Origin of the sequence: Allobosea sp. (assembly GCF_036675845.1) — a bacterium.
Taxonomy (GTDB): Bacteria; Pseudomonadota; Alphaproteobacteria; order Rhizobiales; family Beijerinckiaceae; genus Allobosea.
Genome location: NZ_JAKFED010000195.1, coordinates 1 through 2,920, shown reverse-complemented (window position 1 = coordinate 2,920; position 2,920 = coordinate 1). Strand labels below are relative to the sequence as shown.

General features: G+C 69.3%; 2 protein-coding genes. Both read left to right on the top strand.

The window, feature by feature from the left end; translation table 11 throughout:
- A partial coding sequence (locus tag V6M56_RS20745; RefSeq protein ID WP_332686559.1) for a peptidoglycan D,D-transpeptidase FtsI family protein occupies positions 1 to 1,709 on the top strand: 1,709 nt, incomplete at its 5' end.
- Positions 1,710 to 1,880: 171 nt separating this feature from the next.
- Positions 1,881 to 2,920, top strand: a 1,040-nt coding sequence (locus tag V6M56_RS20740; protein ID WP_332686558.1) for a Mur ligase family protein, incomplete at its 3' end; no start/stop codon positions are given.

Genomic DNA, 2,920 nt, shown 5'->3' with positions numbered 1-2,920 from the left:
GGTTCCGCGCCGGCCTGCTGCGCGACATCTTCCGGATGAGCGGAGAGAAGAGCGAGCCGCGCGTCGGCCTCGTCATCCTCGGCTTCAGCGCGCTGTTCCTGGCGATCACCGGCCGGCTGGTGGCGCTCGCCGCCTTCCCGAACGAGCAGGTCGGCCTGCGCCGGGCGACCTCGACCGCGATCTCCGCGGCGCGGCCCGACATCGTCGACCGCAACGGCACGGTGATGGCGACCGACATCCGCACCGTCTCGGTCTTCGCCGAGCCGCGCAAGATCCTCGACAAGGACGAGGCCACGGAGCTCCTGACCGCGGTGCTGCCCGACCTCGACGCCAAGGAGCTGCGCGACAAGCTCGGCACCAAGAGGGGCTTCGCCTGGGTCAAGCGCGAGATCACGCCGCGCCAGCAGCAGGAAGTGCACCGGCTCGGCATTCCCGGCGTCGGCTTCGTGCCGGAGAACAAGCGCGTCTATCCGAACGGCCCGGCCGCGGCGCATGTGCTCGGCTTCGCCAATGTCGACAATGTCGGCATCGCCGGCATCGAGAAATACATCGACTCGCAAGGGCTGCAGGATCTCAACGGGGCAGGGCTGGCGACCCAGGCTTCCGACCTGAAGCCCGTCGCGCTCTCGATCGACCTGCGCGTCCAGCATTTGCTGCGCGACGAACTCCTCAAGGGCCTGGAGAAGTACCGGGCGATCGCCGCGGCGGGCGCCGTGATGGACGTCACCACCGGCGAGATGATCGCCCTGGTCTCGCTGCCCGATTTCGACCCGAGCAATCCGGTCGACGCGCTCGAAAAGGACCGGATCAACCGGATCAATGTCGGCGTCTACGAGATGGGCTCGACCTTCAAGGCGCTGACGGTGGCGATGGCGCTCGACACCGGCAAGGCCACCATCAATTCCACCTATTCGACCGCCGGCGGCATGATGCGCTTCGGCCGCCAGGTCATCCGCGAATATCACGGCACCGGCCGGACGCTGACCGTGCCGGAAGTGTTCGTGCACTCGTCGAACATGGGCTCGGTCAAGATGGCGCTCTCGGTCGGCGTCGAGGGCCACAAGGCCTTCCTGCGCAAGATGGTCCAGCTCGACCGGATGCGTACCGAACTGCCGGAAAGCGCCGAGCCGATCCTGCCGCCGCGCTGGGGCGAGCTCAACACCGCGACCATCGCCTTCGGCCACGGCCTCGCCGTAGCGCCGATCCAGGCGCTGGCCGCCGTAGGGGCGCTGGTCAATGGCGGCAAGCTGATGACGCCGACCTTCGTCAAGCGCACGCTGGAGGAGGCCGAAAGCGTCAGCAGCCGCGTGATCAAGCCCGAGACCTCCGAGGCGATGCGTTACATCATGCGCCTCAACGGCGAGCGTGGCTCGGCCCGCAAGGCCGACGTGCCGGGCTATTTCGTCGGCGGCAAGACCGGAACGGCGGAGAAGGTCATCAACGGCCGCTATGCCAAGAACAAGAACTTCACCACCTTCATGGCGATCGTCCCGGCCGACAAGCCGCGATATCTGTTCCTTTCGATCTATGACGAGCCTAAAGGCTATGCCGAGAGCGGCGGCTATTCGACGGCTGCCTGGAATGCCGGCGTCACCACCGGCAAGGTCATCGAGCGGGCGGCGCCGATCCTCGGCCTGCCGCCGCGCTTCGAGCCGCCGGTCGCGCCGTTCCCGCTGATGGCGAAGCTCGGCGCCTGGGGCACGCGGTAAGGGGCGTCATGCTCGGGCTTGCCCCGAGCATCTCGGCACGGAAGGGGGCTTGATCCTGCATGGGATTCTCGGGTCTACGCGGAGTTCATCCTTGGGCCGACCGAAGGTCGGACCCGAGGGCTTCGCCCGAGAATGACGCGCGGGCTTTCGTGCCGGCAAGGATATCGGCTTTTGACTGACACCAACAGCTTCAGCCTCGGCCAGCTCTTTCCCGGGGCGTTTCCGGACGATGCGCAGCGGCGCGTCGGCGGCCTTGCCTTCGACAGCCGCAAGGTGACGCAAGGCGCCGCCTTCGTCGCGCTCGCCGGCGCCAGGGCGGACGGGGCGCAGTTCATCGCGGATGCGGCGGCGCGCGGGGCGGCCGCAATCGTTTCCGGCCAGCCGCGGCCGGCCGGACTCGCGGCGGGAATCGCCTTCGCCGAGGTCGCCGATCCGCGCCGCGCGCTCGCGCTCGCCGCGGCGACGTTTCATCCGCGCCAGCCGAAGACGATCGTCGCGGTGACCGGCACCAGCGGCAAGTCCTCGGTGGCGGAATTCGCCCGCCAGATCTTCATGGCGCTCGGCCGGCAGGCGGCGAGCCTCGGCACGATCGGCATCGTCACCGCGGCCGGCGCCGATTACGGCTCGCTGACCACGCCCGACCCGCTCTCGCTGCACGCCTCGCTCGACCGTCTGGCCGGGGAGGGCGTCAGCCATGTCGCGATGGAGGCCTCCTCGCACGGGCTCGACCAGCGCCGGCTCGACGGGGTGCGCCTGACCGCCGGCGCCTTCCTCAATCTCGGCCACGACCATCTCGACTATCATCCGAGCGTCGAAGATTATCTCGCGGCCAAGCTCAGGCTCTGGGAATTGCTGCCGCCGGGCGCGCCGGTGGTGATCAATCGCGACGAGCCCTATGCGGCCGAGGCCGCCGCAGCGGCGACCGCCGGAGGGCATCCGCTGATCGGCATCGGCCGGGGTGGCGACAGGCTCAGGCTGCTTTCCGCCCTGCGCGAGGGTTTCTCGCAGCGCCTGCGCGTCGCGGTCGACGGCCGCGAGGTCGAGATCGTGCTGCCGCTGGTCGGCGATTTCATGGCCGGCAACGCGCTGGTCGCGGCCGGGCTCGCGATCGCGGCCGGCGAGGAGCCGGTGGCGGCGGTTGCGGCACTTTCCAGCCTGAAGGGCGTCCCCGGCCGGCTCGAGCGCGTCGGTGAGCACAATGGCGGGCTCGT